The organism is Paenibacillus praedii, assembly GCF_049725345.1.
Classification (GTDB): domain Bacteria; phylum Bacillota; class Bacilli; order Paenibacillales; family Paenibacillaceae; genus Pristimantibacillus.
The window spans coordinates 175,074-201,582 of the sequence record NZ_JBMWAM010000003.1 but is presented as its reverse complement, the minus strand read 5'-3'; the positions used below and the strand labels follow the sequence as shown (position 1 = coordinate 201,582).

At 46.9% G+C, this 26,509-nt stretch carries 22 protein-coding genes; 15 read left to right on the top strand and 7 right to left on the bottom strand.

What is annotated here, in order from left to right:
• The first annotated feature begins 47 nt into the window (after positions 1–47).
• From ACO9K6_RS05050 to ACO9K6_RS05035, 4 genes are all read left to right on the top strand, one after another.
• Positions 48–1,589: a response regulator gene (locus ACO9K6_RS05050; RefSeq protein ID WP_424766452.1), complete on the top strand. Its 1,542-nt coding sequence runs from the start codon at positions 48–50 to the stop codon at positions 1,587–1,589.
• Positions 1,586–3,394 (top strand): sensor histidine kinase, encoded by a 1,809-nt coding sequence (locus ACO9K6_RS05045; protein WP_424766451.1) that lies wholly within the window; start codon positions 1,586–1,588, stop codon positions 3,392–3,394. The genes ACO9K6_RS05050 and ACO9K6_RS05045 overlap by 4 nt, the downstream gene beginning before the upstream one ends.
• 70 nt (positions 3,395–3,464) lie before the next feature.
• Positions 3,465–4,424, top strand: a complete 960-nt coding sequence (gene rbsK, locus ACO9K6_RS05040; RefSeq protein ID WP_424766450.1) for a ribokinase — start codon at positions 3,465–3,467, stop codon at positions 4,422–4,424.
• A complete protein-coding gene (locus ACO9K6_RS05035; protein WP_424766449.1) occupies positions 4,418–4,558 on the top strand; it encodes a TetR-like C-terminal domain-containing protein in 141 nt (46 codons plus the stop codon). Before rbsK ends, ACO9K6_RS05035 begins: the two co-directional genes overlap by 7 nt.
• A gap of 123 nt (positions 4,559–4,681) precedes the next feature.
• On the opposite strand, the gene ACO9K6_RS05030 is transcribed toward ACO9K6_RS05035, so the two are convergent.
• Positions 4,682–5,572 carry an ROK family protein gene (locus tag ACO9K6_RS05030; protein WP_424766448.1) on the bottom strand — a complete coding sequence of 297 codons (891 nt, stop codon included), beginning with the start codon at positions 5,570–5,572 and terminating at the stop codon, positions 4,682–4,684.
• Positions 5,573–5,829: 257 nt separating this feature from the next.
• On the opposite strand from ACO9K6_RS05030, the gene ACO9K6_RS05025 reads away from it, so the two are divergent.
• From ACO9K6_RS05025 to ACO9K6_RS04990, 8 genes are all read left to right on the top strand, one after another.
• Positions 5,830–7,074, top strand: coding sequence for an MFS transporter (locus ACO9K6_RS05025; protein WP_424766447.1), 1,245 nt, complete (start codon positions 5,830–5,832; stop codon positions 7,072–7,074).
• A 249-nt stretch (positions 7,075–7,323) separates the two neighbouring features.
• Entirely contained in the window at positions 7,324–8,616 is a 1,293-nt protein-coding gene (locus tag ACO9K6_RS05020; RefSeq protein WP_424766446.1) for an ABC transporter substrate-binding protein, read from the top strand.
• Positions 8,617–8,708: 92 nt separating this feature from the next.
• Positions 8,709–9,605, top strand: coding sequence for a carbohydrate ABC transporter permease (locus ACO9K6_RS05015; RefSeq protein ID WP_424766445.1), 897 nt, complete (start codon positions 8,709–8,711; stop codon positions 9,603–9,605).
• On the top strand, positions 9,606–10,439 hold the full coding sequence (locus ACO9K6_RS05010; RefSeq protein ID WP_424766444.1) for a carbohydrate ABC transporter permease: 834 nt from the start codon (positions 9,606–9,608) through the stop codon (positions 10,437–10,439).
• Between the two features lie 91 nt (positions 10,440–10,530).
• Positions 10,531–12,288, top strand: coding sequence for a family 43 glycosylhydrolase (locus ACO9K6_RS05005; protein ID WP_424766443.1), 1,758 nt, complete (start codon positions 10,531–10,533; stop codon positions 12,286–12,288).
• A 32-nt stretch (positions 12,289–12,320) separates the two neighbouring features.
• Positions 12,321–13,634, top strand: coding sequence for an ABC transporter substrate-binding protein (locus tag ACO9K6_RS05000; protein ID WP_424766442.1), 1,314 nt, complete (start codon positions 12,321–12,323; stop codon positions 13,632–13,634).
• Between the two features lie 10 nt (positions 13,635–13,644).
• Positions 13,645–15,471, top strand: a complete 1,827-nt coding sequence (locus tag ACO9K6_RS04995) for a cache domain-containing sensor histidine kinase (protein WP_424766441.1) — start codon at positions 13,645–13,647, stop codon at positions 15,469–15,471.
• Positions 15,464–17,083, top strand: a complete 1,620-nt coding sequence (locus ACO9K6_RS04990) for a response regulator (RefSeq protein WP_424766440.1) — start codon at positions 15,464–15,466, stop codon at positions 17,081–17,083. Before ACO9K6_RS04995 ends, ACO9K6_RS04990 begins: the two co-directional genes overlap by 8 nt.
• A gap of 50 nt (positions 17,084–17,133) precedes the next feature.
• Here ACO9K6_RS04990 and ACO9K6_RS04985 read toward each other — a convergent pair whose 3' ends face one another.
• The gene (locus ACO9K6_RS04985) at positions 17,134–18,033 is read right to left on the bottom strand and encodes an ArsR/SmtB family transcription factor (RefSeq protein ID WP_424766439.1); all 900 of its coding nucleotides are present in this window, start codon (positions 18,031–18,033) and stop codon (positions 17,134–17,136) included.
• Between the two features lie 158 nt (positions 18,034–18,191).
• Between ACO9K6_RS04985 and ACO9K6_RS04980 the strand changes: the two genes are divergently transcribed.
• The gene (locus tag ACO9K6_RS04980) at positions 18,192–19,958 is read left to right on the top strand and encodes a glycoside hydrolase family 2 protein (RefSeq protein WP_424766438.1); all 1,767 of its coding nucleotides are present in this window, start codon (positions 18,192–18,194) and stop codon (positions 19,956–19,958) included.
• A gap of 105 nt (positions 19,959–20,063) precedes the next feature.
• Here ACO9K6_RS04980 and ACO9K6_RS04975 read toward each other — a convergent pair whose 3' ends face one another.
• The 3 genes from ACO9K6_RS04975 to ACO9K6_RS04965 form a co-directional block, all read right to left on the bottom strand.
• Positions 20,064–20,291 (bottom strand): 3-dehydroquinate dehydratase, encoded by a 228-nt coding sequence (locus ACO9K6_RS04975; protein WP_424766437.1) that lies wholly within the window; start codon positions 20,289–20,291, stop codon positions 20,064–20,066.
• Between the two features lie 119 nt (positions 20,292–20,410).
• Positions 20,411–20,608, bottom strand: coding sequence for a helix-turn-helix transcriptional regulator (locus ACO9K6_RS04970; protein WP_424766501.1), 198 nt, complete (start codon positions 20,606–20,608; stop codon positions 20,411–20,413).
• A gap of 6 nt (positions 20,609–20,614) precedes the next feature.
• The gene (locus tag ACO9K6_RS04965; protein ID WP_424766436.1) at positions 20,615–20,821 is read right to left on the bottom strand and encodes a hypothetical protein; all 207 of its coding nucleotides are present in this window, start codon (positions 20,819–20,821) and stop codon (positions 20,615–20,617) included.
• A gap of 174 nt (positions 20,822–20,995) precedes the next feature.
• Between ACO9K6_RS04965 and ACO9K6_RS04960 the strand changes: the two genes are divergently transcribed.
• Entirely contained in the window at positions 20,996–21,382 is a 387-nt protein-coding gene (locus ACO9K6_RS04960; protein WP_424766435.1) for a Sir2 family NAD-dependent protein deacetylase, read from the top strand.
• Between the two features lie 268 nt (positions 21,383–21,650).
• Here the strand turns inward: ACO9K6_RS04960 and ACO9K6_RS04955 are convergent, their stop codons facing one another.
• Together ACO9K6_RS04955 and ACO9K6_RS04950 are read right to left on the bottom strand one after the other, a co-directional pair.
• Positions 21,651–23,153 (bottom strand): response regulator transcription factor, encoded by a 1,503-nt coding sequence (locus tag ACO9K6_RS04955; RefSeq protein WP_424766434.1) that lies wholly within the window; start codon positions 23,151–23,153, stop codon positions 21,651–21,653.
• 33 nt (positions 23,154–23,186) lie between these two features.
• A complete protein-coding gene (locus ACO9K6_RS04950) occupies positions 23,187–24,923 on the bottom strand; it encodes a cache domain-containing sensor histidine kinase (protein ID WP_424766433.1) in 1,737 nt (578 codons plus the stop codon).
• Positions 24,924–25,104: 181 nt separating this feature from the next.
• On the opposite strand from ACO9K6_RS04950, the gene ACO9K6_RS04945 reads away from it, so the two are divergent.
• Positions 25,105–26,463 (top strand): ABC transporter substrate-binding protein, encoded by a 1,359-nt coding sequence (locus tag ACO9K6_RS04945; protein ID WP_424766432.1) that lies wholly within the window; start codon positions 25,105–25,107, stop codon positions 26,461–26,463.
• Positions 26,464–26,509: the final 46 nt, after the last annotated feature.

The following is a 26,509-nucleotide window of genomic DNA, read 5'->3' as shown; positions in this document are numbered from 1 at the left end:
AATAAGCATACCCTTATGGCTGTTTCTTGAATGGAGCTGAGAACATCATGTATAAAGTATTATTGGCAGACGACGAGAGGCTGGATTTGGAAGGGATGAGGACCTTCATTCCCTGGCAGGACCTTGGGATGGATGTGGTGGACGCCGTCATGAATGGCTTTGATGCTTGTAAAGTGCTCGAGGCAGAGAAAATCGATATTTTGGTCACGGATGTAAGGATGCCTAATATGTCTGGACTGGAGCTCGCAAGAAGAGCGCTGGAGAAGTGGAAGGATATTAAAATTATTTTCGTAAGCGGTTATCAGGATTTCAGCTATGCCAAGCAGGCGCTATCGCTCAACGCGGTTAATTATGTGCTCAAGCCGATGGATGACCAGGAGCTGATTGATTCTTTAATCAAGGTCCGCGAGGATCTCGATGAGGAACGGGTTAAGCAGGATACATACGGACAGATGGTCCCGATCGTAAAGAATGAGTACTTGCTGCAGCTGCTGGAAGGGTTATGCAGCGAGAAGACGATTGCCGCGCTGAAGCAGGAATATAATATGAGCAATTTCGTCTTTCCGGGCTGCGTTGCAGTGCTGGAGATCGATGATATGTCGTGGAAGCAAGCGGACGAAAGTCATATGGAGCAAGAGTTGATGGAGCGGCTTGTCTCGATCTGCGCTGAGTTCGGTGCCCGTCACATTTGTAAATTGAGCAAAGCGCGTGTTGCGCTTCTTATAGAGCAATCGTATTGCGATGCGCTTGTGAATCAAATTATTGAAAAGGTTAATCGAAAGAAGGATTTTACGATAACAGCTGGCGTCGGAGAATTGAGACAATCGCTTGCCGAGTTGAAGCAATCCTACCGTCATGCTATTGAGGCACTGGATCTAAAGATGTTTTATGGCAAAGGGAAATTGATCGTTCATGGAGAAGTCCGGTCGGCTGAGAAGGAAGACGTGAAAAACCTGGATGAGAGGCTTGAGGCTTTATTCGGGGCAATGTCCAATTATGAACTCGTATTGATTCATGATGAGCTGGATGATTTGTTCCAGGTTGCCAAAAGCATGAAATCCAAAATTACGATTCGAAATTATGCGTTATATATTCTGATGAGGCTCGATCAATATTTGCAAAGAACGAATGAAAACGTATTCCAATTACTCGGCATGGAGCTTGATAATTATGATATCATAATGCAATTCGAGACGATTGACGATATTCATTTATGGCTGAGAAGGCGTGTTTATGAAATATCGGAAACCTTGCAAGCGAACAAGCATAAAAAAAATTGGAAGCTCATTAAGCAGCTGGTTGAATATATGAAAGTAAGGACACATGAGAATATAACGCTGCGCGACTTAGCCGAGCAGTTTTCATTATCGCCGAACTATCTCGGCTTGATTTTTAAGGAGGAGACCGGTAAAAATTTCAGTGAATATTTCATTCTGCTTCGGATGGAACAGGCCTGTGAGCTGCTTAAAACGACAAATATGAAAATATATGAAATTGCGGATCAAGTAGGCTATCGGCATCTTCCTTATTTCAGCAGACAATTCAAAGAAACGTATGGCATGACGCCATTGGAGTATAGACGCACATGAAAACCGTCAAGAAGGATGATCGTTATGTTCCATTCGGCATTAAGCTCATGCTTACCTACAGCTTATTTATCATCATTCCGGTGCTGCTTGCAGGCTATGCGGCGAATCTGATCTTTACCAACTCGATTCAGGAGCGTACCCGTGAAGCCAATCATGGGACCTTGCAGCAAATAAAGGATAATATTATGTACAAAATGGAGGATATGTCCCGAATATCCGACATGCTCTATTTGGACAGTAACTTAGCCTCCTACCTGCGTCATTACGAGGAGGGCTGGGTCAGCTATGAAGTTACGACGAAACAGCTCCTTCCGAAAATCCAGACCACGATAGAGGCAGCCAACAATAAGATGCGGCTTGCGGTCTATCTGCACAACAATACGCTTCCTGAAGTTTATCATAATTACAATAATACAGATCCGCTTAGCACCGAGGGACCGCTGTTCGATTTATATCATATTACCCGTATTCAGGATAAATCCTGGTATAAGGAATTTCCCGAGGAGCAGTATGGTGTTACGCTGCAATGGAAGCAGGTCGAGGGAGATTCTGTATTCCGTCATATTTCGCTACTTAGACGGCTCGTCGATACGAATAAACCGACAACCATCGATGAAATAGGCTTTATTCGCATTAGCTTAAGGCTTACGGACTTGCTTGAGAGCGTCGATGCAGATAAGCTGGGTGAGGAAACCCAAATTTTCGCGCTCGATGAAAATAGAAAGATTATGTTTTCCTCTGGCAGTAAGGAGTATTTGATCGGAGATACCTTAAGCGAGGAAAAAATGGCTGATTATTGGGTGATCGGTGAAGAGATTCCGCAGCTGAATTGGCGGCTTGTCGCTCTTGTTCCTACCGATATTATGGATAAAGCAACTCAAAAGGTGCAGTTGTGGACTATTTTAATTTGCTTGGCATGTTACCTTGTATTCTCGTTAGCTGGATTATTCATCTCCCGGTTCTACTCCCGCAAGGTTTCCAAAATCGTTCGCGTTCTGGATGCTTTTCAGGAGGGGGATTTTCAGAAGAAAATTAACTTCAAGGGGAAGGATGAATTCACCCGAATTTCCATCGCGCTTAATGAGATGGGGCAGAACATCGATGAGCTGATTCAAGAGGTCTATATGACAAACTTGAAGAAGAAGGAAGCGGAGCTGGAATCGCTGCAGGCGCAAATCAATCCGCACTTCTTATATAATACGCTGTCCTCAATCAGCCGTCTGGCCAAATTCGGCGAGGTGGACAAGCTGCAGCGGATGGTAATCGATTTGGCGAAGTTTTATCGCTTATCGTTGAACGAGGGGAGAACCGTCATACCGATCAAGAACGAGATCGAGCAAATCGGTGCATATATTAACATTCAAAAAACAAAATTCGGAGATGGGATGCGGGTGTTCTTCGATGTCGATCCGGATATTTTAAAGTACATGACCATAAAGCTTATTTTGCAGCCGTTTATCGAAAATACGCTGGAGCACGCTTGGTATGGGGAACGTATTAATATCCGAATTGTCGGCAAGCTGGAGGATGGAAAAATTACCTGTCAAATTATCGATGACGGAATCGGAATTCGTCCGGAAACGCTCAGCCAGCTGTTCGATCCTGCGGAAAGCTTGAATGTCGGCTACGGCATTCGTAATGTGGACGAGAGAATAAGACTGCATTACGGTGCAGAGTATGGGGTAAGCATTGTGAGCAAGCCGGGAATCGGGACCTCCGTCAATATTACGATTCCAGCGATTCCGAAGGAAAACGGCATTAAGGGAGGAGAGGAGCCTAGTAACTCTCTTCTCCGCGGCGGATAGCGGTACGCCGCGAAAAGCAGTAGAAGCACAAATTGCTCATCAGCATCGATATGGAAAGGAAGGAATTGACTTGTCAAAGCTGCTCGTAGTTGGAAGTATAAATATGGATATCGTCAATAATGTAGCGCAGTTTCCTATGCCTGGCGAAACGATTCACAGCAAAGGGACGGCATTCTTTCCCGGCGGGAAGGGGGCGAATCAGGCAGTCGCTGCCGCTCGCTCGGGCAGTGAATGCCTGATGCTAGGCGCTGTCGGCGAGGATCCTTTTGCTGATACTTTATTGAACTCTCTGCATGACAATGGAATAGACACCACACTAATGTTTCGCAAAGCAGGAACCTCGGGTTTTGCTATTATTACTGTGAATGGTGAAGGGGACAACCATATCGTATTATCTCCAGGAGCGAACGGGCAGCTGACAGAAGCGGACGTGACAGGAGCGATTGCCGACTGGTCTTATGTACATGCCGTGCTGCTTCAGAATGAAATTCCTTGGGAAACGACGCAATCAGTCATTCAAAGAGCGAGCAGCAACGGCGTACCCGTGTTTTATAATCCGGCACCAGCAAGAGAAATACCTGACGCGCTGTTTCATTCCATACATACGCTTATATTAAATGAAACAGAAGCTGCGGTTGTATCCGGCGTATCCGTAAGCGATTCTGGATCAGCTTTGTCTGCAGCGGAACGGATCATTGCCAAAGGAACGAATGCGGTCATCTTGACGCTAGGAGAAAAAGGCTGTGTTTATCGAAATGCCAACGGGGAATCGTTAACCGTTCCTGCGTTTAAGATGAAGGCAGTGGATACGACGGCAGCAGGAGACACCTTTATCGGCGCGTATGCCGCTGCAAGCGCGGAAGGACTTGCCGTTAAGCAGGCAATAACGTTTGCTTCAGCGGCGGCAGCGCTTGCCGTTACGAAGGCAGGTGCTCAAGCCTCTATTCCTTCCAAAGCTGATATTGAAGCTTTTATCCAAAGTCGAAGCAAGCCGGAGATACGGAATACGAGGCTGAAGCCAAGGTGTTAGTGGAGCTATTGATTCAGACGTTAAGCTATTATAAGTTTGAGCGCGACAGATCGATCCATATTGTACAGGGCTTTCGAAGCTATTTGCATGGGTTCGCCTCCCTTGAGCAGAAGGGTGGCTTCGGTCTGACGTAAGCGGTTGATGAGAGTATAAAGATTGTTCTGGAAACCTATCTGGCTGGTTTTTCGGTATCCGTTAAGCATTGAACAAAAAACAGCCCTGTTTCATTAATGGAATTGGGCTGTTGCTTATGATAATTAATAAGAAACTTGAACAAGTGCGGCTGCGCCGATCAAGCCGGCATCCTGCTGCAATTGCGCGGGTACGATTGCTGTCTCACGCCCTGATGGATTAAGCGCACTTTTGGATACATACTGCTGAACAGCTGAAAAAAGAGGCTCGCCTACCTGCGATACGCCGCCGCCGATGACGATTTTGTTCGGATCCAGCACATTAATAAGCGATACGCAGCCGATCCCAATGAATTTGAACACACGGTTGACGAGCTCAGACATTTGCGGATCGCCCTGAGCCGCCAGATCAAATGCCTCCTTGGAGGATACCTCGCGGCCAAGCAGCTCCGAGGCTTGACGAGCTACTGCTGTCCCTGAGGCGACCATTTCCCATGGCGTACCGTCAGGGTCGACAATCAAGAAGCCAGCATCGCCGGCATTTCCAGTTGAGCCGGTAATGAGCTTGCCGTGCAAATAAATGCCTGCACCGATTCCTGTGCTTATTGTAATGAATATAAAATGGTCGGAATCCTGCGCCGCGCCAAGCCATTTCTCGGCAAGGGCCGCTGCGGTAGCGTCATTTTCCATTTTTACGGGTAAAGGTAAATATGAACTCAGTGCGTCTACGACCGGGAAGCCCCACCAGCTTTTGAGATTCGGCGGACAAGTCAGCTTTCCGTTTCGAGTATCGAGCGGACCAGGCGCTCCTACGCCTATGCCTTTCATTGCTTCGAGCGAAAGACTGTTCTGCTCAGCGAGCTGCTTCACCGCTTCAGCGATTCGCCCTGTCATCTCGGCTGGTGATATCGACAAATCGGTTTTGAGAGAGCCTTTGGCAATTACATTACCTTGCTCATCAACAAATCCGTAGGCAACCTTAGTGCCGCCAATGTCTATTCCTACTGCTATACTCACGTCATGCCCTCCAATTAGCTGAAAAATAGTGCTGTAACCATTCGACAAAAAGTCTATCACACTCGTGCTGGATAAGGAAGCATTCAGCCAAAAAGCGGAAAGTTATACCAGAATTTGTGCCGATAACTAATGCTGTACAAATAATAGGGACTGTAGTAATATCCAATCAAATGAGGTGCTACAGTGAAGATCCTTTGCTTCGCAAAGGGTCTTGTCCACGTTTGCAATCAACTACAGTAAGGAAGGTATCAGACCTTATGGAATCAAAAACGAAAAACAGTCCGCTTATCGTAAAATTCGGATTGCCAATGACCGCTAATGTGTGGCGGAACGCCCGCATCGATGTCGGCGCCTCCTTACTGTTCAGTCTGTTTAATGTCGTGCTTAACCAGTTCTATGTAGCCTTTGCGATTCAACAGGGCGCCAGCAATCTGCAGGTAGGCATTTTAACGGCTGCGCCTGCAGTGGGCCTGCTGTTCTCGCCATTTTGGGCGGCTTGGATTGAGAAATCGAATAATCCAAGACCGTTTGTCATTATTCCTAATGTAATCGGCAGGCTGCTGCTGCTGCTGCCGGCATTTTTCGCTTATCCTTCGGTCTATGTCGCTGTTGCGCTTGTTTTCCAGCTGTTAATGGGAATTCAGGCTCCAGCTTATGCGGCTCTCATATCGCGCATGTATCCTAGCGATTTAAGAGGCAGGCTGATGGGCTACGTTCGGGTGGCAATGGGCATCCTGATGATTCCGCTCGCTTATTTTGTCGGGAGCTGGTCGGAGGCGTTCGGCCCTTCGGGTCCATTAATTGCCGCTACAATTGCCGGCATGCTGTCCATTGGACTATTTAATACGTTGATCATTCCGAAGGGGATAGAAAAGGTGAAGCCTATTATAGTTGCTAAGGCCAGCCGATTCCCGCTTCAGGAGCAGTGGAAGCTCGTAAAGGAGAATTCGACGCTTGCCGTTTTTCTAATTGCAACTACTTTTTCGGGCTTTGGCAACATGCTTGCAAGTCCCCTCTATCAAATTATTCAGGTCGATGTACTAGAGCTGTCGAACGTGCAGATCGGCTATGCGCGTGTTGCGTATTTCTCGGCATTACTGCTTACGTTCTTGATTGCCGGATGGATGATCGACCGCTTTGACATTAAATATACATTGTTGTTTGGTATTGGCGCTTATGCCGTTGTGCCGATGCTGTATGGGCTTTGGGGCAATTATCCCGCTGTTATCATAGGAAATGCGGTTCAGGGAGTGGGAGAAGCGATCTGGGACATTGGAATACTCGCCTTCGTATTCCGTCTTGCGCCCGGCCGCGAAGCGATGGTGTTCGGCCTGCATTTGATGCTCTTCGGCATTCGTGGAACACTAGCTCCAATTCTAAGCGCGTCATTGTCAAACAGCGTATCGTTATCGGTGCTGCTTGTGGTGGCCTCGATTTTCGGCTGGATCGGTACGGCACTTTTTGTTTCAGGCAACTGGAAGCGGATTAAGCAGCTAGGCTGAGGAATATTAATCTCTCCTTCGCAGTGCTGTACAAAGCATTTAAGTGAAAAATAAAGAAAAAAAGCTGCTTGGAGCAGGTCCGCCGTGATCTGATCCAAGCAGCTTTTTTGCTTTACTTATTTTGACCACCCAAAAATATGTCCATATGACCTATAAATGCGACATTTTAAGAGCACCGTTGTCTGTATATGATGAGAGCACGGAAGACGAAACGTCTATCCAATTTGATTAATAGGGGGATATACCAATATGACTAAAGCACACAAAAAGTTTTCCATGCTGCTCCTCATGATCACCATTATTGCATTAATTGCAGCCGGCTGCGGCGGCAATAACAATGGCGGGGGAGAACCGGCGAACGGAGGCAGCGATACTGGAGCATCCAATGGGAAGAAAACGGATATTTTGTTCTGGTCGCCCTTTTCCGGCTCGGACGGTCCATTCATGAAGAAAATCGTGGACAAATACAACAGCTCACAAGATCAATATAATGTGAATTTCGTAATTCAGCCAAACGGCGAATATTACAAGCAGCTTGACGTCGCTCTTAGCACGGGCAAAGAAAGCCCGGATCTGATGATTATGCACGTAGACCAAGTCCCGACGTATGCAAGCAAGGATCAGCTTCAGGCCATAGATAGTATGGCGACAGCGGCTGGCATTAATAAAGCCGACTTCGTGGAGGCTGCAGTTGAATACTCCACACTTGACGGGAATTGGTATTCGATCCCGCTCGATATCCATCCGCTCGTTATGTACTATAACAAGGATTTGTTCGAGAAGGCAGGCGTAGCTGGCGCACCGACTAATCGTGCGGAATTTGATGATGCGGTGCAGAAGCTTACGGATAAAGCCAGCGGCGTGTACGGCTATGTTGTACCTACTCTTTGGCCGCAACAGTTTATCTTCCCAACGCTCGTATGGCAAAATGGCGGCGAGCTGTGGAACGGCAACGATGTTGCCTACAACTCTCCTGAAGCTGTCGAAATGGTGCAGTACCTGCGCGGTCTAATTGATAGCGGCATCTCCCCAGGAAATGTCCAGCAGGATGGCGAGAACACACTGTTCTTGCAGGGCAAAAATGCGATTCAATTTAACGGCCCTTGGATGAAATCGCAGTACGATGAAGCTGGCCTTAATTACGGCGTTGCACCGGTTCCGCAAATCGGTAAAGCGAAGCAAGCGGTTTTCGCAGGCTCCCACGGCTTCGTTGTACCGAAAAGTGTTACAGACGAGAACATTACAGCTGGTATTGGAGATTTCCTGAAATATGTATCGACGAATTCGATGGACTGGGCGGAGTCTGGTCAAGCGTTGGCATCGAAGCCGATGCTTGAAAGCGAAGAGTTCAAGGCGCTAGAATTCCAAAGCAGCATTGCTTCTGCCTTCTCTTATGTTCAATTCGCACCGAACGTATTGAACTGGGCTACCATCTCCGAGCCCATCTGGGGCGAGCTGAACAGTGCATTGCTCGGCAAGAAGGATGCACAGAAGGCGCTAGATGATGCGGTTGCCAAATCACAGCAGGCACTCAAAAAATAATAGTGTGGAAGATGGGGATGTAAGGTTCGTTCCCATCTTCCCTCTATTTTAAGGCTTTGAAGAAAATAAGCAGTTCTCAGGGGGGACCCGGCTTGAAAAGCACATTGGCATCGCGGTTTACTTCATTTTTGTTCGTGCTGCCATATTTGGCGGCGTTTAGCATTTTTCTTTTATTCCCAATCTTATATGGCATTTATATTAGTCTTCATAACTTCGAGCTGCTATCCGTTGACCACGAGTTTGTCGGGCTCGCCAATTACATCGAAATTTTTACGCCGGGAACCTATATAAGCGATATCTTTTTCCGGGGGCTATGGGTGACGGCGCAGTTCGTTATCTACTCAGTTCCGCTATTGATTGTGGTAGGCCTAAGCTTGGCGATGCTGGTCAACGCGCTTCCAGGTAAAATCCGCGGGCTGTTCCGCACCTTCTACTTTCTGCCCTATGCCTTGTCCGCATCGGTAATGGCGGTTATTTGGCTTATGATGTTCGACACGAACGCAGGCTTTCTGAACAGCATGCTCATGAAGCTGGGGCTCAACACGATTCCTTGGCTTACGGATACCCCATGGGCGTGGGTTTCCTTGATCATTACGACGTTATGGTGGACGATCGGCTTTAACATGATTATATTTATTAATGCATTAAATGAAGTGCCGGAGGACTACTATGAAGCTGCTTCGATTGATGGAGCGAATGCCTGGCATAAATTTACGAAAATTACGCTTCCGTCGATTCGTCCGGTCATGCTGTTTGTCATGATCACGTCGACGATTGCTTCTTTTAATATTTTCGCGCAGCCTTTCCTGCTCACGCGCGGAGGTCCTGGAGATACGACCAAGGTACTGCTCATCAACGTGCTGGATCAGGCTTTTATCCGCAAGGAAATCGGCGCAGCATCAGCGATGGCAATCATTATGGCGCTAATTATTATCATTATTTCAATCGTACAATTCAAGCTCACGAGTGGCAGAAAGGGTGATGCGTAAATGGTGAAGACGAGAAAGCTGTGGCTCGTGCTGCTTGCCGTTGTCATTGCGGTCATTTTCCTGCTTCCGCTCGTTTGGATGATTTCAACATCGTTCAAAAATGATTTCGAAGCCTTGTCAGGCAAAATGAACTTTTTTCCGCTCAAGCCAACGGTCGATAATTTCGTGCAGGGTCTGAACGGTGAGCTGATGAACGTTCCGATCATGCGCTGGATTATGAACTCCTTATTTGTTGGTATCGCAGGAACGGCTATCGTACTGATTATTGATTCGATGGCGGCATACGCGCTAGCGAGGCTGCAGGATTTGCCGCTGCGCCGAACGATGCTGTCTCTCTTTATCGCCTCGCTGATGATTCCCGGCGTATTGACGTTTCTGCCGATGTATATGGAATTTAATGCGCTCAATTTGATCAATACGTACCCAGCACTTATTTTACCGGCAACCGCAGGAGCGTTCGGGGTGTTTCTGCTTTATCAATTTTTCGCCTCTTTTCCGAAAGAAATTGAAGAGGCTGCCCGCATTGACGGAGCGAATAAGTGGAAAATTTATGCACGTATTCTGCTGCCTTCGTCCGTTTCCATTATGGTGACGCTCGGCATCTTCACATTCATGGGCATATACAATGATTTCGTATGGCCGCTATATGCGACGACCTCGCCGGAAATGCGGACGATTACAGCCGGTATTGCGATCATGGCGACAGGCAGCTATACGCAAAGCTACGGCAAGCTTATGGCCATGACAACCATTGCAACGCTGCCGGTTGTAATTATTTTCATATGGGGACAACGATCCTTTGTGAAAGCCATAACGCAAACAGCTGTTAAATAAGCAAGCGATAACTCCAGGTTAGACGAAGAAGAGACCATTAGGGTCTCTTTCTGCACATTAACCATACATCAAAAATGATGGAGGGAATAAGATGAATGCAGCACGCAAACGGCTCGCTTGGATTGCTGCTTTAGCAGTGGCAATTATTATAATGACGATGGGGGTTTGGCTTTTCATGAACAAATCGATTGGACAATCATTGCAGTCGCAGCCGTATAATGGGCATGGCGGCAATTTTAAAAATTCACTGGCTTCGATGGATACGCCTGATCCCAGCGTGGTATACAAGGACGGCTTTTATTATATGACCTTTACGCATAATGGAACCGATATTATGATAATGAAATCAAGAACAATCGATTTCAGTCAGGCGGAGCGCAAGGTTGTATGGTACCCTCCTGTTGATACGATGTATTCAGCTAACCTATGGGCGCCGGAAATTCAATATTTGCAAGGCAAATGGTATATCTATTTTGCAGCCGACAATGGCTTGAACGAGAATCACCGGATGTATGCGCTGGAAGCTTTATCCGATGATCCGCTTGGCGAATATTCATTTAAGGGACAGATCACCGACGATACGAACAAGTGGGCAATTGACGGTCTTGTGCTTGAGCATGAAGAGAAGCTGTATTTCATCTGGTCAGGCTGGGAAGGCGATATTAACATTCAGCAGAATACATACATCGCCCCGATGAGCAATCCGTACACGATTAGCGGTCCGCGGGTCATGCTAAGTGAGCCGGATCAGGAGTGGGAGCGTGCAGGGGGACCTCCGTATATCAATGAAGGGCAAGCGATTTTGAAAAAAGATGGAAGAGTATTTATTGCCTATTCCGGCGCCGGAAGCTGGACGCCATTTTATGCGATCGGACTGCTCGCGTTGGAGGCTGGCGCTGATCCGCTGGATGCCTCCAAGTGGACGAAGCTCGAGAAGCCCCTTATGGAAATGAACGCGGAAGCTGGCGTTTTCGGACCAGGGCATAATAGCTTTGTCACATCTCCGGATGGCACCGAGAGCTGGATTGTATATCATGCGACAAGCGGAGAAATGGATGGCTGGAACAATCGGAAGGCGCGCGCCCAGCGAGTTGCATGGGGAGAGGAGGGGCTTCCGATATTTGGCGCTCCGTTATCGCTAAATACAGCTATCGAGGTTCCTTCTGGAACGGGGGTATATCGAGCTGTGCATGCCAACAGACAAACTGGGGATGAAGTAAGCTTCACAGGCATTTCTTCAAGCTTCGATACGACTGTTCCCATGCTGCTTCATTATAGAAATGATACGGAAGCCGCAATTAAGCTGCAAGCTGTCGTTAATGGCGGAGAAGCATCAGAGCTTGAGCTTGCACCGACGATTAAAGAAGAAATGGGCTATATTTATCACCAACTGCCTTTGCAAGCTGGGACAAATGAGCTTATTTTATCTGGACTTAACGTGAAAGATCATGTCATCGCAATTGAAATGATTCGCTATGAAGCGGAATACGCGCAAATCGGAGAAGAAGGCGATCTGCAGGAAAATCCTTTTGCGTCGAATGAACGGTCAGCCAGCATTCAGCAAGGCTTGGAGGAAGCGCTTCGTTTTACCAATATAAGAGTACCTTATGCAGGCGATTACAATGTTACATTAGCTATAGCTAATGCGTCCGATCAGGAGCAAAAGCTAAAGCTGTCCGTGAACGATGGACGGGCACAGACGATTGCGATACCTGTGGGCGAGCGCAATCAATTTATTGAAATAGCTGTATCCGTCAAGCTGGGCGATGCACCTAATACGCTAACCATCGGAAATGCGACGGGACAGCTTGAAATCGATTATTTAGGACTAACGGCAGAAGCAAAGTAATGCAAGCAGAAAAGTAAGGGAGGCTTCTCTATATGAACAAATTCAAATTCAAATGGAGCACGCAGCCGGTCATCTATGCGCTATTTGGCCTCCTAATAATCGTTGCAATGACAAGCTGCTCCTCCTCGGAAGAGAATGCAAACAACGATAAGACAGATAAGCAGTCGGCAATTCGGCTTGAATATTGGACACCGTTCAGCGGCGGTGATAATCAGTTCATGACACAAATGGTCAACCGTTTCAATCAGGAAAATCCAGCAATTAAGGTCGTTCAGGTGAACTCGCGCCTGGATGATTATTATTCGAGGCTAAGAACCGCTATTATGTCCGGAAGCGCGCCGGACCTTGCTATTTTGCACCAAACGAGCCTGCCGCAATTCGTTCAGAATGGTTACATTGAAAATCTGGCGGAGTCAGCGGCACAAATCGGCTTGGATTGGTCCGGCTTTCATTCGAATATTCTCGATTCAACGGTCTATAACGGTCAGCATTATGCGGTGCCGCTGGATACGCATGCGTTGGTCATGTATTACAACAAGACCTACCTCAGAGCAGCAGGATTGCTCGATGCTGCAGACAAGCCGGTAATCGGGCACGGGGCAAAGGCATTCGAGGCTTTCCTTGAGGAGCTTAAAGCCTCTGTGCCGCACGGAGTCGCTCCAATGGCGCAGCCGAGCACGCGGATCGATGCGGTGTGGCTTTGGTGGAGTCTATACAATCAATTCAACGGAGGGGGGACTTTTTATAATGAAGACGCCAGCGAAGCGGTTTTCAATAATCCGCAGGCGCTGAAGGCTTTGTCTTATATAGCTGGGCTTTACCAGAAGAAGTTGATTCCGCCGGATATTAATGATGCGTTTAAGCTGTTTTATGACGGTCAAGCAGCCGTTCTTATTACTGGTATGTGGGGAACGGGTGCCTTCGAGAATGCGGAGAAACTGGATTTTGGCGTAATACCAATGCCGGTGCTTTACGATCATGCCGCAGTGTGGGGAGATTCGCACACGCTTGTCATTCCAACGAAGCATGCGATGACCGATCAGAAGAAGCAAGCGGCGCTAACCTTCGCCAAATGGTTTGTCGAACATGGTTCGCAGTGGGCAGAAGCGGGGCATGTACCTAGTATGACCAAAGTCGTGGCCAGCGAGCCGTTCAATAAGCTTAAATACCGCAGCGATTACGCGGCTACTGCTAATTATGTTGCTTACTGGCCTAGACATGTGAAGCAGTGGTCGATCGTTGAAATTCTTATCCAGGAATTTGAAAAAATCAATTACGGCCAGCAAACGCCAGAGCAGGCGCTGCAGGCTGCTGTGAAAAGGGTCAACATTGAGCTGAAGAAGTAAGGAGAGCGTCATGAAGCGGACAAAGGCAATGATCAGGTGGTTTGGAAATCAGGAGCTGGCACGAAAGCTTATCATCATTAACTTCATATTAATTGTGCTTCCGCTCAGTGTCATGGGCTACTTCGCCTTCAGCCGATTTGCCCAGGCGCTGGAACAGAAGGTTGGTGATTATCAGCTTCAGACGCTGAAGCAGTTGACGTTAAACCTGGATACGTATATGGCGGAATTGGACCGTTTAACACTAATGCCTTATCAATACGAGCAAATTATCGCTTTCCTGGAAAGCAAGCGTGAGCAAGGCCAGGCATTAACATTGGAGGAAATTAAGGAACTGAACAGCTTCGTGTCACAGGTGTTTCTAAATGGCAGAATCGATATTGTCGGCGTATCGCTGTTCGGTGAGAGCGGCGCTTCCTATGTCGTGCTTCCGGAGAGCCAATATGTAACGAGCTACAAGCTCGATGAGAATGCGCAGTGGCTTAGGAACGAACAAGGTGGAAGCGGGCAATCTACCTTTATTACGACGCATGAGATTCAATCGACGAGCGGTACGATTTATTCGGTATTCTCGATTGCGCGCGAGCTGAGAAGCTTCGATAGCGGGAAGAAGCTTGGTTATATTGTCATCGATGTTGATCCTAAAGTCATTCATCAGATTTTATCGCAAGTCACCTTGGGCAGCAGAGAAGCTTTATTTATGGCTGATCAGAGTGGAGCGATGATCGTTGGAAAAGAGGCATCAACGCGGCCGCTTGAGGATATCACCGCTTTGCTCGGCAACGAGGCTGACGAGGGAGTGACCCATTCTACGATTAGTGGAGAGAGACAGCTTGTTGCTTATGTGACATCACCAATTACGAACTGGACAACAGTTGGGATTGTTCCGGTATCCGAGCTCATGAAGGACAGCCTTATTATTCGAAATTCGATTATGCTCTTCGGCATTATTAGTGTAGGACTGGCGATGCTGATGTCCGTGTTCCTCGCGTTTCGAATTACGGAACCGCTGCGCGGACTAATTAAGCTGATGCGCAAGGTGGAGCGTGGCGATTTACTCGTATCCTTCCCTGTAAAACAATGGGATGAGGTGGGCCATCTGGGCAAAGCATTCAATACGATGGTATCGAAGCTGAGCGAGCTTGGTTATTTGCTCTACGAGACGGAAATACGGGAAAAGGATGCTCAGATCGCGGCTCTGCAGAGCAAGATCAACCCGCATTTTTTGTATAACACGCTTGGCTCTATCAGCATGTACGCCGAGGTCGAGGGCAACCGTGAGGTTGTACGGATGACGAATAATTTGAGTAAGCTGCTCCGCTACAGCTTAAGCAGCCAGAAGGAGCGGGTAAACCTTCGAGATGAGCTTGAGCATGTGAAGGGTTATATGACAATACAGAAAATGCGCTACGAGGAGCGGATCGAGTTCCAGCTTGATACCGATGATTCCTTGCTTGATTGCACAGTTATTCCGCTTATCATCCAGCCCATCGTGGAAAATGCGATTAATCATGGCATCGATAAAGGTGCAGGGAGTGGGCAAATAAAGCTAAGCTGCAAAATAGATCAGAACGTGCTGCGAATTATCGTTGAGGATGACGGAATCGGTATGACAGAAGAGCAGCTTGGCGATATCCGCCGCATGCTTCAGCATACGAAGGATATTGGCGGCAGAACGGGCAACGGCTTGTTGAATGTGCATAGACGAATCGTGCTGCATTTTGGAGAAAATTATGGTCTGACACTCGAAAGCATGCCGTATCAAGGCTTGAAGGTTATGATGACTATGCCTGCCATAAAGGAAAAGCCATTTATAGAGGAGGTCGCTGTTCATGCCTAGCATTGTGATCGTTGACGATGAATCGATTTTTCGCATTGGGCTGCGTAAAATGATTGCCGAGCTTGACCCGGATTGGGAGGTTGTGGGTGAAGCGAGAGATGGCTATGATGCGCTTCAACTGGTGGAGGATCTGAAGCCTGACGCACTGCTCACCGATATACGCATGCCGCGCATGGACGGCATCCAGCTGCAGCAGATGGTTCGCGAGCGCTTTCCGCTTCTATTATGTGTTGTCATAAGTGGATTTGATGATTTTACGTATGTGCAGCAATCGATGAGACAAGGCGCTCGTGATTATATGATGAAGCCGATCGAGCGGGAAGAGCTGGCTAAGATGCTGGAACAGCTGAAGCAAAAGCTGCGGGAGCAGCGGACCTTACCTGCTCTTAAAACGCATCGCGAGGAGCATCAAATCAAGCAGTATGTAAGCGAGCATCTCGTCACGGGCTTGCTGCGCGGAAGCATGAATGATGCTGATTTGGAGCTGCTTCGCACGATTGGCATTGATTTTCGATGGCCTTATTTTGCATGTATGGTAGTTAAGCTGGACAAAAGCTCCGTTAACAGCGAACGCTATAATCTGTCAGACCCTTCTCTGTTTCAGTTATACATTCAACAGCTTGTTCAGGAGATACTTAGCCGCCGCGCGAATGGTTTCTGCTTCATCATGTCGGAGACAGAGGTTGTGGCGCTGCTTAATATCCCGGATCAGCATCATGCGATGCTCGGAGTGAAGGAGATCGGGGAAACGATTCGCAGGCAAATTACGACTTTATCCAATATGACTGTCACCATTGGCATCGGTCAAGCTGCAGAGAGCGTGCATGAGATACCCGACGCATATAATGAAGCGGAGATTGCATTGCTTCATCGTCTAATCGTTGGCGGCGACAAGGTGCTGGAATATAGCGAGCTGGCGCAGGGAGAACGATTTAAGAGCAGTCTGAAGACGTGGTCATGGGAAAAGCTGGAGCAAGCTATTAACGAAGGAAACCGTCAACAGGTTACTAAGGCGGCACACGCTTTCGTCAGCGGGTTGTGCGGCGAGGCGCAAACTCCGGAAACCGTGCATCAGGAAATATGCAAGCTGCTCATCCATTACTACGAGCTGTCCGGCAAGCTGGGGCTGACGAAGCAATGGCTTGGTACGATGGATATGAAGAACGTACTTTTTCATATATGCTCCATTTCCTCCAGAGAAGAGCTGATGGAGGAATGCGCCAGCCTGCTTGTCCGCTTATCAGAACATATAACCATGAGCGTTCCGCAGCAAGGCCCGGACCCGATCGAGAAATCGCTTCGGTATATCGAATTGAATTATGCGAAACCACTGACGCTAAGGGAAGTTGCCGATTCCGTCTATTTGAACGCGGCTTATTTCAGCACGCTGTTCAAGCAGCGTATAGGCAAGTCGTTTATCGAGCGGCTGACCGAAATTCGTATTATGGAAGCTAAACGGGCAATGGCGCATACCGATCACAAAATAGCTGCGATTGCAGAGTATACCGGCTTTACAAATATCCGGCATTTTAATCGCGTTTTCAAGAACGAAACTGGCTTATCTCCTAAGGAATATCGCGACCGTATGATAGAGAAGCGGGACGTCACCTAGTGCGTTAAACGTTAACGTTAGCGGTGATATCAGTATCGTTAGCAGTGGTGTCAGTATCCGATATACACCTGAATATCCTGGTCATAATTGCCGAATTGCTTGCCAAACATGCTTAATCCTCCTTTGTGGATAGCCGTCTCGGGGGCACTGATTTTGAAGTGAATATCTTCTCCGTAGCTGATGGGCAAATCATGGATAGTTTTATCTGACATGCGTATTCCGTCAATGTAGGAGCCGCCTGCATCGATCGTAATTTGCTTGAGCAAGCCGTGCTGGGTTCCCAGATCCCACCAGGTCGGTGTGTAGACGCCTCTTACCGCGCCGAAATCGCCGGGACAGGTCCAGACACCTAAGCATACATCATTTAAATAAAAAGAGAGATCGGATGGCCAATTTTCGTTATAGTGCGGGGCTTCCGAACAAATTTCTAGTGATATGGATATGTTTCGCGCGGTTTGTTTGCCAACGAGATAATTGGGAATGCGGTATTCGATAAATCCGCTTGCGAACCATAGATGTCGTGCCGTAACACGCTCAGGATCAGAGAAATAGCGAGGATCGTCTACCATGCCGATAATTTTGGTCTCGGAGGAAAGTCCGCAGGTTGGCTTTACCTCATACGCGGAATATTGACCGATTGGAATAGATACCGCATAGCGGTTCTGATCATGCTTTTCTTTGACTCGAAATTGAAGCGTTGCAGATTCAAGCGTCAAATGACAAATTTTTTGGCGGCCTCTTGTACTGGGTACACTCTCCGTCGTAATGATGGATACCTCCTCCAGCTTCTGCACATGCTTCGTTACAATGGCTGATGAGATGCCTAATGCTTCAGCAAGCTCCTTAATATTCATCGCCTGCTCATTCAGCAGCTCAATTATTTTTATTCTAGTATCGGACGAAAAGCATTCAAGAAATTTGATATTGCTCGTATTCACCTCTATGTTCATAAAAAGCTCCTTGTTTTGTTTTTATCTATTATATAACCAAAAAGTTAATTAAACAACTTTAAAGTTGACTATTGATTTAAGATCTATTACGATATGGTTTAATGATATACTTTTTAATTATAAATTAACTTTTAAATTAATCAAAAGGAGCTGTACAAATGACAACACCGATAAGAGAGGATTATCCAAGACCGCAGCATGCCCGCACATCGTGGTTAAATCTTAACGGAGAATGGGAATTTGAATTTGATGATGCTAATGCCGGTCAGCGCCTGGGATGGCAGCATGGCGGAACGGCATTGACCAAAAGAATTCAAGTGCCATTTGCTTTCCAAAGCAAGCTGAGCGGTATTGCTGATCCGGATTTTCACGATATCGTATGGTATAGGAAGCAAATGAAGCTCCCAAAGGATTTCGAGAATAAGCGTGTTCTGCTACATTTTGGCGCTGTTGATTATGAGGCGACGGTATGGGTTAACGGACACCAGGTCGTCTATCATGAAGGCGGGCATACACCGTTCTATGCTGACGTAACGGAAGCGCTTAACAGCGGCGGCGAGAATACAATCGTTGTCAAAGCGGTCGATTACAGTCGCGACGTGACGCTGCCACGCGGCAAGCAGTACTGGCTTCATGACTCGGCTAGCATCTTTTATACGCGCACGACAGGCATTTGGCAAACGGTTTGGATGGAGGCGGTTGTATCCGTTTATTTGAATAAGGTGAGGTTTACGCCGCATTTGGATACGAATCAAATTGAGATTGAGGCCTATTTGAAAGGCGATGTGACAAACTCGAGCATACAATTAAAGGTTGATGTGACCTTTGAGGGAGAAGCTGTTGCGTCAGATACGTATACGGTAAACTCAAGCCAGGAGCGCCGGGTGATCGGTCTGCAGGATTTTAACGATCATGGACTAGGCCGCTGGTGGTCGCCTGAGAATCCAAGCTTATATGATGTTCAATTTACAGTCGTGCAGGATGGACAGCCTATTGATGAGGTAACGAGCTATTTTGGCATGCGCAAGATTTCGATTGAAGGCGGCAAGCTCTGCTTGAACAATCGGCCATACCAAATGAAGCTCGTACTTGATCAAGGCTATTTCCCGGATGGCAACCTTACGCCGCCAAGCGATGACGCGATTCGCAGAGACGTTGAGCTTACGAAGGAAATGGGCTTCAACGGTGCACGCAAGCATCAGAAAATCGAGGATCCGCGGTATTTGTACTGGTGCGATAAGCTTGGATTGCTCGTATGGGGCGAAGCGGCTAATGCATATCAATATTCGAACGAGTATGTGCGGCGGTTTACGAAAGAGTGGCAGGAGGCAGTTGAACGTGATTACAATCATCCGAGCATCGTGGTGTGGGTACCGATTAATGAGAGCTGGGGCGTACCGAATATTCTCATCGATAGACAGCAGCAGCAGCATGCTCTTTCGATGTATTATTTGACCAAATCACTTGATCCGACAAGACTGGTTGTATCGAATGACGGCTGGGAGATGGTGGAGACGGATCTGTACAATATTCACGATTATGAATGGCGAGAGGATGTGCTTACGCAGCGTTACGGATCGGTAGAGGCAGCGATCTCAGCGAGACCGGCCAATCGCGAGCTGTCGGTAGGCGGATATGCTTACGCTGGACAGCCGATTCTTGTAACCGAATTTGGCGGTATCGCTTATAAGAAAAGCGAATGGGAAGGCTGGGGCTATTCCGGAGCGGATAATGATGAGGACTATATAGCCAAGCTTGAAGCTGTCATCAAGCCGATTCGTTTGTCGAAGGCTGTGCAGGGCTATTGCTACACGCAGCTTACCGATGTGGAGCAGGAAATTAACGGATTGCTGACGTACGACCGTCAGCCTAAGGTGCCGCTTGACGTTATTCGAGCCATTAACGAGGGACGCAGCGTTAATTAAGAGGTGACTGTCTCAGACCGTTTCAAAACAAACAAAGAGGCCGATCCGCGGGCAGCACAAAAGCTGCTCTCGGATCGGCCTCTTTGTTTTGAAATCGAATAAACGTTAATACAATGAAATCGTCAACGTATCGCGTTCGGAGTAGGAATGAAGAGTTGCTTCGCTTCCTACGATCTCCACGCTGATTAATGATTTTATACAGGTTTTCAGTGCATTTTTACCCGTGGTCAGCTTGCGGTTAAGTACGGTGGACAATTTTTCGACCGCTTGTTTATTTGTATCGGTTAAGTAGACGGGTATCGTTTTATTTTGAAAGTTGATTAGTGTTCTCATCGTATGGACCTCCATCCCGATTAGGAATTTCTTTTAGTGTAACGTGCAAATATTAAATAATTCTTAAAAATGCGTGAGAATTTGGTTACAAAGCTGTTATTTTTGCGAAAATTTGAAAATTATGAGCGTCGTTCATGTGATTCTATCTGCCGTCTGCGGAATTGCGATGGTGTGCATTTCATCGTTTTGCGAAATACTTTAACAAAGTAGCTCATATGATCGAACCCTACGTCCAGCGCGACGGTCGATATTTTCCGCTCAGGCTGCAGCAACAGCTCTGCAGCCTTCCTGATCCGATAGGCATTCAAATACTCAATCGGCGTTTACCTCGTCATCACTTTGAAGAAACGGCAAAACTGTCCTTCGCTCATCGGTATTTGGTCGGCTATTTCCGAAATGCGGATGGGTCGATTGTAGTGCTGCTGCATATACACAATAGCCTTTTTCAATCTATCGATTTTCGTGGTGTCGCCTGCATTCGTTTCGCTGCGATTAACGTAGCGTCCTGCCTCTGAAATTTCATCCAGCATGATGTAGAAGCGTCCTTTAATTGCAGCTTCAAAGCCTGATCGCTGTTTGGCATAAGCATCCATTATGCTCTTTAATGATGAGCATGACTCTGTTAGATTAGTTTCATTCATAATCAGTATAATGCAATTATGAAACAAAATAAAATGAAATGCTATTGGAAGGATTGAAGCATTGTGAGCCCCATCGCGGCCATTATGTGCTGGCGGAGCTGGAAACAGCAGGGGAAATTAAAAGCAGTTATTACTCAGAACGTTGATGACCTGCATCGAAAGGCAAGCAGCAAAAATGTAATCGAGCTTCACGGAAATATTAAGCACTTGTACTGTACCTTGTGCAAGGATAAGTATAATGATTCTGTTTATTTGCTGAACTCACCCTACTGCCGGTGCGGAAGGTTCATCCGACCGGATGTGGTATTGTTCGGGGAAGCTCTGCCGGAAGAGGCGGTGGAAAAGGCTTTTGTCGAAATCGAGAGAGCGGATTTGCTGATTGTCTCAGGCTTCTCCTTTGGCCAATATTCTTTTGAATACCGGCAGCTGGTTTCAATTCGAACCCTATGAGTGCTTCGGAAACCGTGTGTACCCCATTCGTCAGAACTAAACCTTCAAGAAATACTCGGATATATTTTATTATCAATATGTCAAAATTCGTGTTCGTCCGGTACAAGAAATCATAAAGGCAACGGTTGATTATGTGCAAAAACTATACGGGCGGAAAAAGCAAATTGTCGAGATGCTTGTGATGGGTGAGCAGTGCATAGGGGCGCTATGACAATGGGGCTGTCCTCAGACCTTTTCAGGTTGATAGGACACCCCCTTGACCTTGAGTTCAAGAAATTTCCGGCTTCTTCCGGTCGCGGAATTGGGAGGGGGTGATGCCGGAGTGCTTTTTGAAGACCAGACAGAAATACCGCTGGTCGTCATACCCGACTTCTTCGGCGATTTTGTTGATTTTAAGAACGCTTCCGGACAGGAGCGTTTTGGCTTTTTCTATTTTAATCTCCGTAATGTAATCCGAGAGGGTGACCCCTGTTTTTTTCTTGAAAAAGTTACTGATGTAGGACGGATTAAAGTTTATCACTTTAGCGATGTCGGCGGCGGATATGCTTTTATGAATATTGTCATTCACGTATTCTTTAATCTGGCTGATGATTTTATCTTTATAATCCTTCATCCGGTCATTGAGAAAATCGACCATGTTCTCCAGGCAGTCGTAGGTGGCATTCCCCATGGAGCGGGCGCTTTTGACATGGTTCAGTTGTTTGATGCAGGCGTAATTGTGCTGATACAGCTCCTCCGGCGGCACGCTGTACAGCTGCTTGAAATAGTTCGACACATAATTAATGATCTCGGTGCAGTGATAAATCAACAAATCCGGCCCTATCTTGTTGGCCAGTGCACGCTCAATAAAGTCATCCATAAAAACTTTCGTCTGTTCCCGTCCGTCCGGTGCCGTCAAGGCCTCAATGAGCGGGGGATACGAGATGTCCAGCTTCTCATTTTTCGTATAGATGACGTCATAGATCGTGGACATTCGTTCACCGACAAACACGGCGTGATTGCCAGCTTCTTTGCTCTGGATGTAGGAAAGATGAATGTTATCGGCGTAGGGCTTATTGCCTCCGATTCCCCACTGGATATCGATATTCAATTTATCTTTAATTTCCTGTGTAATATGCAGGAGAATGTGCGACACAGTATTGAACTCAAGCCCCGCGAACAGCATAATAATCTCGTCTTGATTGTACAACCGGTGGATAGATCTTTCAGCGGCCATCACATCGGTTATCATACTGTCCAGCACGTTTAGGCAATCGGGAAGCTCTTCAATATTGGCTGTGGCTACGAAAAATTGTTCATAATTGCATTCCTCGTAGTATTGCCCGTACAGCAGCGCTTCGGCAATCATTTTTTCGCTTTTTAATCGGTTGACATCGGCATCGGAATGCCGGTTCAATTCATCGACCTTGGCCGTGGCAATCTTGACGGCATCCAGCAGCTCGTCAATTTCGACCGGTTTGGTCAGGTAGTAGACCGTCCCGTGCTTCATGGCCTCCCGCGCGTAACTGAAATCGCTGTAGCCGCTGCAGACAATGAATATTACTTTGGGCTTCTGTTCTTTTACGCGTTCGATTAATTCGAGGCCGCTCATTCCCGGCATCCGGATATCCACGATGGCAATGTGAATGTCGCTGTTCATGATTTGGTCAAAGGCGGCTTTACCGTTCGTTGCCGTCCCGGACAGCCTAATATTGTGTTCTTCCCAATTGATGATACACTGCAGAGTTTCAACGACAAGCTTTTCATCATCCGCTAGAAATAAATTGTACATGTCTCCAGTTCACCTCTAAGTCAGAGTAGTGGATTACTTCATATCTTTCAAAACCACGGTTATTTTCGTGCCGACTCCTATCACGCTGTCAATCTGCAGGCCGTAGCCGTCGCCGTAATAAAGCTTGATACGCTCGTCGACATTCCGAATGCCGATCCCCCGGCCTTCCGTGATCACCGACTCCCTGTCAAAGCCAATCCCGTCATCCTCGATGACGAGAAAGATATTTTCGTCCTGCAGGTAGCCGCGAATGTAGATGTTTCCGGGTTCATCCTTCTGCTCCAGTCCATGATAGATCGCATTTTCAACAAGCGGCTGAATAATGAATTTGATCATTTTTTTGTAAAGAATGTCTTCCCTGATATCGATATGAACATTTATTTTCTCTTCATACCTTATTTTTTGAATTTCCAGGTAGCTTTCCACGTTTTTGATTTCATTTTTGATGATGGTGAATGAATCGCCGCGGTTTAGGGCGAATTTGAATATTTTTGACAGGTTCATGGTCATGGTCGAAATGTTTTTCGCCCCGATCCGCTCAGCCATCAGATAGATGCTGTTCAGCGTGTTATATAAAAAATGCGGATTGATCTGGGCTTGAAGCGCCATCAGCTCCGCCTCTTTTTGCTTGATAATGGCATTGTACAGGTTGGAGGTCAGCGCTTTGTTCTCATTTACAACCTTCTGAAATTCGGCCCCGATGATCCCGACCTCATCCTTCTCGTCAAACTCGAAATCAATCTCCTCCATCTTGCTTAATTTCCCGATGGCGAGCTTCAGCAGTTTGATCTGGCGGGTGATTTTTTCGCTGCTCAGGATGATGAAACTGATCGTCAAAGTCAGGGACAGCAGGATCAGGGTAACGGTTATAAACATCACGGATTTATTTTTGGCATGCAGCGTGTTGGTATTGACCAGACTTACGATTTTCCAATTCGTGACTTCATTCGTCTTCACACTGTAGGTGTATTCGTTGCTCCCAAGATGAAAGCTGTCGTTGACCTTCCCGGAATTGATCTGACGAGTTAATGTCTCCGCAGCGGTGGGATCGGCAGACAGGCCTGGGATGGAAGAGTACAGGATGTTGTCCTGGTTCATAATCGCGAAGCTGTAATCGCTGGAATCCATATTGACGTTTAACCGCTCAAAGATATTTTTATCGATCCCGATTACAATCATGCCGATATAATCCATCGTGTTCATGTTCTTGAAAGCCCTTCCGTAAAAAATGGCATTTTCGTTGTTGTCGAGACCGACGTTTTTGCCATCCAGCCACTGTCCGGTCGTGTTATTCTCTTCGATATCCTTAAACCAGTCGTTTATTTTTTCAAAGAAATCCTGGTGGTAGGTATGTATAACGGATTTCGATGAAAACAGCTGGATGGTTTTTCTGTCCAGATAATACATAGTGCTGCGGTTCGAGATCAGGATCGTTTTAATATACTCTTTATTGATCGTAAAGCTGCCCATCAGCTTCATCAGATCCCACTTGCTCGGATCTTTGGTGTCGCTGATATTCTGGACGACATCGAGGGTGGAGACAATGTTGACCATATCCTTAACATCGCCGAACATAATGTTCAAATTGGAGTCTATCGAATTCAGAAGATCTTGTCTGGCGCTGGAAACATAATCATTTGTAGTATTGCTGTACGTGTACGTTGAGTAGATGGAAATCATGACCATAGGTATGAAGGAAACGAGAATGGAGATCAGAATGAAACGCTGTTTGATGGTGTCAGGAAACGGGAACAGCTTTAATTTTTTCATGGACTAGTCCTCGTCTCTTCTATATTTAGGACATCATAAATGATTTTTTCTCAAAATGGAAGCGCTTAACGTCTTTAAATTTTAAACAATTTCAAAAGATTTTCAAATATTAAATTGTTGGAAGCGCTTTTATAATAAAGACACGCAAGACAAACAAAGTACTACTTGGGAGGGTTATAAGGTGAAGAAGATTAAACGGTTTTATGCGATTTTGTTGAGCGTCGTTATGCTTGCTGTACTTATTTCCGCATGCGGCGGAAATAACGGTAACTCGGCCAACGCGCCGGCGAATACGGAAGGGAATGCACAAGGTGAAGGTTCGGCAGACGGGCCTAAGCCGCTCAAAATCCATTACCTGACATCAAAGCTTCTTACGGACGGCGCGGTTCAGACGATCATGGACCTCGCGGAGCAGTATAAAAAAATCAACCCGGGGTTCGAGCTGGAAGTGGAAAGCATCTCCGACCGTCCGGCCTATCTGCAAAAAATCAAAATCCTCGCTTCGGCCAACGAGCTGCCTGACTGGTTCGACGCCGATCCGGAGCCGTTCTTCGAAGGCATTGCCAAAAAAGATCTCGTTGTGAATATCGGCGACGTCTATGATGAGCTGGGCGTAACGGATAAATTCTTTAAGGTCTCCATCGATTATCCGCGGCTTGATGACGGTTCCCTGTACCTGATGACATGGAATGCGAACGCCGAGTACTTCTGGTATAACAAAGATATGTTCACCAAAGCAGGCGTAACCGAGCCTAAAACATTCGACGAGTTCCTGGCCGTGGCCGAAAAGCTGAAAAGCCAGAACATTACACCGATTTCCGTACACGGCAAAGATTTCTGGCCGCTGCTGAGATATATGGCCTTTATCCCATTCCGTATGGAAGGCAACGATTACCTGGATAAACTGCGTAAGGGCGAAGCTAAAATGTCCGATGAGCCAGGAATCAAAACAGCCGAGTTCCTTCAGACTTTGGGCAAAAACTATTTCAATGAAGGCTGGTCCAATGCGGATTACAACACCTCCCTGGAGCTGTTCCTGAGCGGTAAAACCGCTATGTACTACATCGGAACGTGGCAAGTTAAAGACATGATCGATGAGAATATGAACCTGAAGGAAAATATCGGCTACTTCAAAATGCCGACCTATAGCGCTTCCGACAAAACGACGCCTTCCGATTTCTTCGCGAATTCCGGTATCGGAACGGCAATCACCAAAGATTCTTACAACGATGAGATGAAAAACTGGCTGAAATTCCTGTTTGATAATTTCGCCGATACGGCTCTTTACAAATATCACATTATCCCGTCGATCCAACCGGAAATTAAAGATGATCTGTCGCAAATCTATAAAGATATGCTTAAGGATATTTCCGAGGTTCAAACCTATACAAAAGTATGGGACGTGCGCCTTGATCCGGAAACAAACGAAGTGATCGGCAGGGAAACTACCAACCTTGCGCTCGGGGTGTCCACACCGGAACAGTTCGCCAAGCGGATAGACGATGCCATAGCCCAGAACGCACCGAAATATTTTAAGTAACAGAGGTTTAAGGTGTAGAGGGCAGAAGCGGGAAGCGGGAATCCGT